Source organism: Anaerolineales bacterium, from assembly GCA_022866145.1.
Lineage (GTDB): Bacteria > Chloroflexota > Anaerolineae > Anaerolineales > E44-bin32 > PFL42.
Genome location: JALHUE010000373.1, coordinates 1 through 5259, shown reverse-complemented (window position 1 = coordinate 5259; position 5259 = coordinate 1). Strand labels below are relative to the sequence as shown.

Genomic DNA, 5259 nt, shown 5'->3' with positions numbered 1-5259 from the left:
GCGTATTCTGTGATTGCGTATGGGGGGCATGCGAGAGGCGGATGGTCAAGGGTTTCGGGATTCCGGACTGCCAAGTACGCTGGACCATTCCACGGAATCGGCAGTAACTCGGGCAAGGGGCTCAGCCTCGTGCGCAAGATTTTTCAGGACTCTTGTGCGGGGGGAAACAAGCCCTCGAATGCGCCCTCGGTTGAGCCGATCCGCTCACCTTGAGCCCAACTCAAGGGCCACAGAAATTGCAGGGGGACCAGTCTCCGGGGTTCTGCCGGAGTGACGCTGTCGTGCTCCTCCTCTCCGCCCTACAGCCTGAGCTCGTCGAGACTCGACCACCGGTGCACCGCCGGGATCTTCAGAGACTCTCGCTACCCGAGAGGTGATGCACGGGATTCTGTCAGGCATGTCACAAGCCAAATGGCGCGCTCCGGGTCCGGTAGCATCACCTACAATCCGGGCGCGATGAAGGAACTCACCTTGGCCCGGGGCGAGCACGCCGCACGACGGGCGGCACGGCCAGCCCAAGTCCCCCGACCCGCCTTGCGTGCCACCCGTCGACACTGGTTCCTAATTACCCTGCTCTTCGTGGGCCTGTACGCCGGGTTGCCATGGCTGGCCCCGGCATTCATGCGGATCGGATGGACCAACCCCGCCAGAGCGATCTACACATTCTATTCCACACAGTGCCACCAGATGGCCCAGCGGTCGTACTTCGTCTTCGGACCCAAGCTCATGTACTCCCCGGCCGAGCTTCAGGCCGCCGGCGTCACATTGCAGCCTCTCGCCCTGCGAGCCTTCCTCGGCACGCCTAATCTCGGATGGAAGGTGGCCTGGTCTGACCGGATGGCGGCGATGTACACTGGGCTGTTCGCTTTCATGATCGTCGCGCGCCTCCTGCGGCACCGGCTAAGACCCCTCCCGGCTTGGGCCTTCGTTGTTCTCCTCCTTCCTCTCGCGTTGGACGGCACGACTCACTTGCTCAGCGACTTGGCCGGCTTCGGGTTTGGCTTTCGCGACACGAACCTCTGGCTGGCGACTCTCACCGGCAGCCGCCTGGGACCCGGGTTCTACGCCGGCGATGCCTGGGGCTCCTTCAACGCCTGGATGCGTCTGCTCAGCGGTGTCCTCTTTGGCCTGGGCATCGCCTGGTTGGCCGTACCCCGGCTGGATGGCTCGTTCGAGGGCGACCTGTTGCCGGCACCTCCAGCTCCCGCCGCGTCGGCAGCGTCGGTGAAGGGATAGGGTGTGCCACGGCGCCTGAGCGTGCCACCTCGGGTTCGCCCCGCCCCGGTCGGGCGCGGCGGCGACGGCGCTGGTCATCGGCATGCGCCGCGTTTCCGTCTACAATTCAGGGACCTAGGGAACTGCTTCGAGGAAGAGACGAGGCGGGAAGGCTGATCCTCGATTGACCGACAAGAGGGTGCGAGCCGCGGCCACGGCAAGCGGCTCAGGAGGTAGTCAGCATGGCGATCGACCCGGTCTGCGGCATGGAAGTGGATGAGAACACCGCTCTCCACAAGTCGGAGTACGATGGAAAGCTCTACACCTTCTGCTCCCCGGGCTGCAAGCGCGATTTCGACCGGGAGCCACAGAAGTACATTGGCAGAGCGGAGCCGCCACCGACGCGCCAGCATCACGCCTAGCCGGCTCGACCTTGGATGGCACACGGAATGGGATCACCGGTCAAAACGATTCGGGTCCTGCTGGCGGACGACCATGCCGTCGTCCGCCAGGGGATTCGTCAGTTCCTCGAGGCGAGCGGGGAGATCGAGGTCGTGGCCGAGGCCGGCGACGGCGAAGAGGGGCTGCGCCTGATCCGGCAGCACCTCCCCGACGTGGCCGTGCTGGACATCCAGATGCCGCTGCGCTCGGGCATCGAACTGGCCCGCGCCATCCGCGCCGAACGCCTGCCGGTCGGGGTCCTGATCCTCACCGCCTTTGACGATGAGCCCTACATCCGGGCCGTCCTGCAGGCGGGTGCCAACGGCTACGTGCTGAAGACAGCCGACGCCGAAGACATCGTCGAGGCGGTCCGAACCGTGAGCGAGGGAAAGTCGGTCCTCGACCCGGCCATTGCCCGACAACTAATCAGCCGCTTCTCCGGCGAACCGCCCCTGGTCGCCGAGGCGCTGACCGAACGTGAGCTCGAAGTGCTACGCCTCGCCGCCCGCGGCTATACCAACAAAGCGATCGGGGTACAGCTGTCGATCAGCGACCGCACCGTACAGGGCCATCTGGCAAAGGTCTTCGGCAAGCTTCACGCCGCCAGCCGGACCGAGGCTGTGATGCGTGCCGTCACCCAGGGGCTCATCCCTCCGGTGCTGGAAACCAACGACAGCAACTGAATCGCCGATGAACCCCCCTCTTCCCAACGAAGGTCGTCCCCCGAAGGTCGGGGGCCGCAGCCTGACGCTGCAGCTCTTGCTCTTTGCGGTTCTCCCACTGACCGGTCTGCTGGTCGTGATCGCCTTCGGAAGCCTGGGACTGCATTCCCAGGCCATGCGTGATCTGGTCGCCGAGCGCGAAGCTCGGGCCAGCCATGCCGCCTCCGACGCCATCGCCGAGCAGCTCCGTCAGCGAGGTTTGTTGATCCAGAGCCTTGGCGCCCTCGCCATGAACTCGCCTGATCCAGAAGCTGTGCTGCTCGATTCTGCGCACCTCCTACCGGACTTCGAAGGCGGCCTTGCCATTGTGGCAAACGATGGCCGACCACTGGCGTCCACCGTGCCGGCCGAGTGGTGGGCCGAGTTCGATCTGGCCACTTTGCTCGACCGAAGCCGCGCCTCCGGCAAACCCGAATTCTCCGAAGCCCGGCGCTTACCGTCCTTCGAGATGCCGGTCACCGTCGTGGCGTTTGCTTCCGGAGCCCGATCGGCCGTTGGCGCCTTCCAACCCGGCAACCTGGCAGGCCGCATCCTCGACGACGCTTTCCCTGCCGAGAGCCAGGCCCGGGCCTGGCTCGTCGACTCGCAGCTCCGCACCTTGTACCGGCGGGAGGGAACGCCTGCCGAGTTGGATGTCGTGGGCCACCCAGCCTTCGACGCCGCCCGGCAGGGAACCGGTGGCGTTGCCTTCCTCGATCTCGACCGCGTGGAATACGTGGCTGCATTAGACCCGGTGCCTCCCTTGGGATGGGTGCTCGTAGTCGAGGAACCCTGGGAGTCGGCCGACAATCCTCTGCTTCGACAGACCCAGGCGGCGCCTCTGGTGCTGATTCCTGCGCTCCTGCTGACCCTGCTTGCCCTGGCATTCGCCGTCCGGCAAGTCGTGCAGCCGTTGCGTGCCCTGGAGAGGAAGTCTGCCCAGGTCGGGCGAGGCGATTTCCAAGCTCTGGAAGACCCCGTCGGGGGCATCCGCGAGATCAAGTCGCTGCAGCAGACGATGGTGCAGATGGCCCAGCGGCTGAGCGCCTATCAGCAATCGGTCCGCCGCTATGCCGGCGCTGTCACCCGCGGTCAGGAGGACGAGCGTCGGCGCGTAGCGCGCGAGCTTCACGATGAAACCATCCAGGCACTGATTGCGCTCGACCAGCGCACCCAGTTAGCCCAGATGGCTGTCCAAGGCAATTCGGCGGATGCCTCCGGCCACCTGGGCGAACTGCGGCGCATGACCCAGGCCCTGCTCAAGGGCGTCCGCCGCATCATCGGCGCGCTGCGCCCGATCTACCTGGAGGACCTCGGCCTGCCGTCGGCTCTTCAGATGTTGGCCGACGATGCCGGTGCGGCGGCGGGCCTCCGTGTTGAACTGGTGTCCACCGGGGAGCCGCGACGGTTGCCTCCTGAGCAGGAGATCGCCGTCTATCGCATTGCCCAGGAGGCGCTCAGCAACGTTGCACGCCACGCCCGGGCCCGCTCGGCGAAGATGGATATGAGATTTGAGCGAGACCGCTTCACCCTGGTCATCGAGGACGACGGGGCCGGCTTCACTGTGCCGGTGCCCGGCGCCGATCTCGACTCCGGGCCCCACTATGGGTTGATGGGGATGCAGGAACGGGCCGAGCTGATCAACGCCAAGTTGACACTCGACTCGGTGCCCGGGGGCGGCACGAGTGTGCGCCTCGAATTCCCCCTCTGAGTCACCGGCCCGGGCCAGCCTGGGCGCCCTTCCCCGACAAGCAGAAATGCCTATGCCGCGACCCGCGATTCCACGGTCGCGGTCAGCGGGCCGGTCCAGTATTGTGATCTCAAGGTCATCAATGAAACCGTTCGTCGACTTCGACTGCATGGGTGTGGAGGCCGCGCGGGCGGCGTGTGACGCGCTTGAAGGGGAAGGCCTGCAGGTCGTCCGCAGCTTCGACCTGCTTGGGCCCGGCTCGGATGCATGCCGCTGCCCACATCATGGTACGCCGCCCTGCACGTGCCAGTACTCCGTGCTGCTTGTCTACCCGCCCGCCGGCCCTCCGGCCGTGGTCACGGTGCATGCGTACGAAGGGCGAACCCGCCTGGAGATCATCATCGACCCGAATGCCCTGCCCGACCCCGGGCTCGTCGGCCGAATCCTGGCATCGCTCGCTGAAGCCAGCGGAACTGTTGCCGGGCCTGCGCGCCTGACCGTCCCGGGGGAGGGTGCCCTCGGGGCCTGAGCTTGCCAGACCTGGCTGCCCAGGCTATTGCTCCCGGAGGCCGTCGTGATGATCCCTTTCGCCGGCCTCATGCGGTCCCTTGTTCCAGATTCTCTTTCCCCGGCCTTCTCGCCATCCCGATCGTGGGAGTCATGCTGCTGTCGGCCCGATCCAAGAAGTAGCCCTTTGAGGTCAGGCAAGGCTACGGGCACCTCCTTGGCCAGTGAGATTCGTCCGTCGGGCAGTGACAAACGACACGCGCCAAACGGCCCGCCGGGGCCGGGCTGAACCCCTCTCAAGCACTCACCGAAGCGCCGTTAGAGTTGTCCTGGACGCCCCCATGATGGGGCCTGCGAAGCTTGGGTTCCAAAGGAGTGAAGGTCGTGAGTCGATTGTTGCAGTGGGTTCTGGGAGTCTCGGCAGCGCTGATCGCCCTGGCAATCGTCCTTGCCGCGGTCGGACCTTGGGTAGCACCCTGGCTCGGATGGCAGAGCGGCCACAGGATGACCCAGGCACTTGCGCCCCGGGCAGGTGTGGGCGGCGGGTACGGAATGACCCAAGCACCTGCGCTTTGGGCAGGTGTGCCAGGGACGGGGTATCGAGTTTCGCCCGGAAGCGCCAGCCGCATCTCGCTGGACCAGGCGCGCACGTTGGCGGAAGATTGCGCCGCTTCCGCCGGGGCCGATTTCGCCGTCGCCGAAGTG

6 protein-coding genes are annotated in these 5259 nt (G+C 66.0%); all 6 read left to right on the top strand.

Going from position 1 to position 5259, the window contains the following annotated elements:
* The first annotated feature begins 456 nt into the window (after window positions 1-456).
* Window positions 457-1236: a DUF2085 domain-containing protein gene (locus MUO23_11365; GenBank protein ID MCJ7513554.1), complete on the top strand. Its 780-nt coding sequence runs from the start codon at window positions 457-459 to the stop codon at window positions 1234-1236.
* 221 nt (window positions 1237-1457) lie between these two features.
* Window positions 1458-1637 carry a YHS domain-containing protein gene (locus MUO23_11360; protein ID MCJ7513553.1) on the top strand — a complete coding sequence of 60 codons (180 nt, stop codon included), beginning with the start codon at window positions 1458-1460 and terminating at the stop codon, window positions 1635-1637.
* 27 nt (window positions 1638-1664) lie between these two features.
* Window positions 1665-2339, top strand: coding sequence for a response regulator transcription factor (locus tag MUO23_11355; GenBank protein ID MCJ7513552.1), 675 nt, complete (start codon window positions 1665-1667; stop codon window positions 2337-2339).
* Window positions 2340-2346: 7 nt separating this feature from the next.
* The gene (locus tag MUO23_11350) at window positions 2347-4068 is read left to right on the top strand and encodes a histidine kinase (GenBank protein MCJ7513551.1); all 1722 of its coding nucleotides are present in this window, start codon (window positions 2347-2349) and stop codon (window positions 4066-4068) included.
* A 121-nt stretch (window positions 4069-4189) separates the two neighbouring features.
* On the top strand, window positions 4190-4576 hold the full coding sequence (locus tag MUO23_11345) for a hypothetical protein (GenBank protein MCJ7513550.1): 387 nt from the start codon (window positions 4190-4192) through the stop codon (window positions 4574-4576).
* 362 nt (window positions 4577-4938) lie between these two features.
* Window positions 4939-5259 (top strand): hypothetical protein (locus MUO23_11340; GenBank protein MCJ7513549.1); only part of this gene is annotated, 321 nt, incomplete at its 3' end.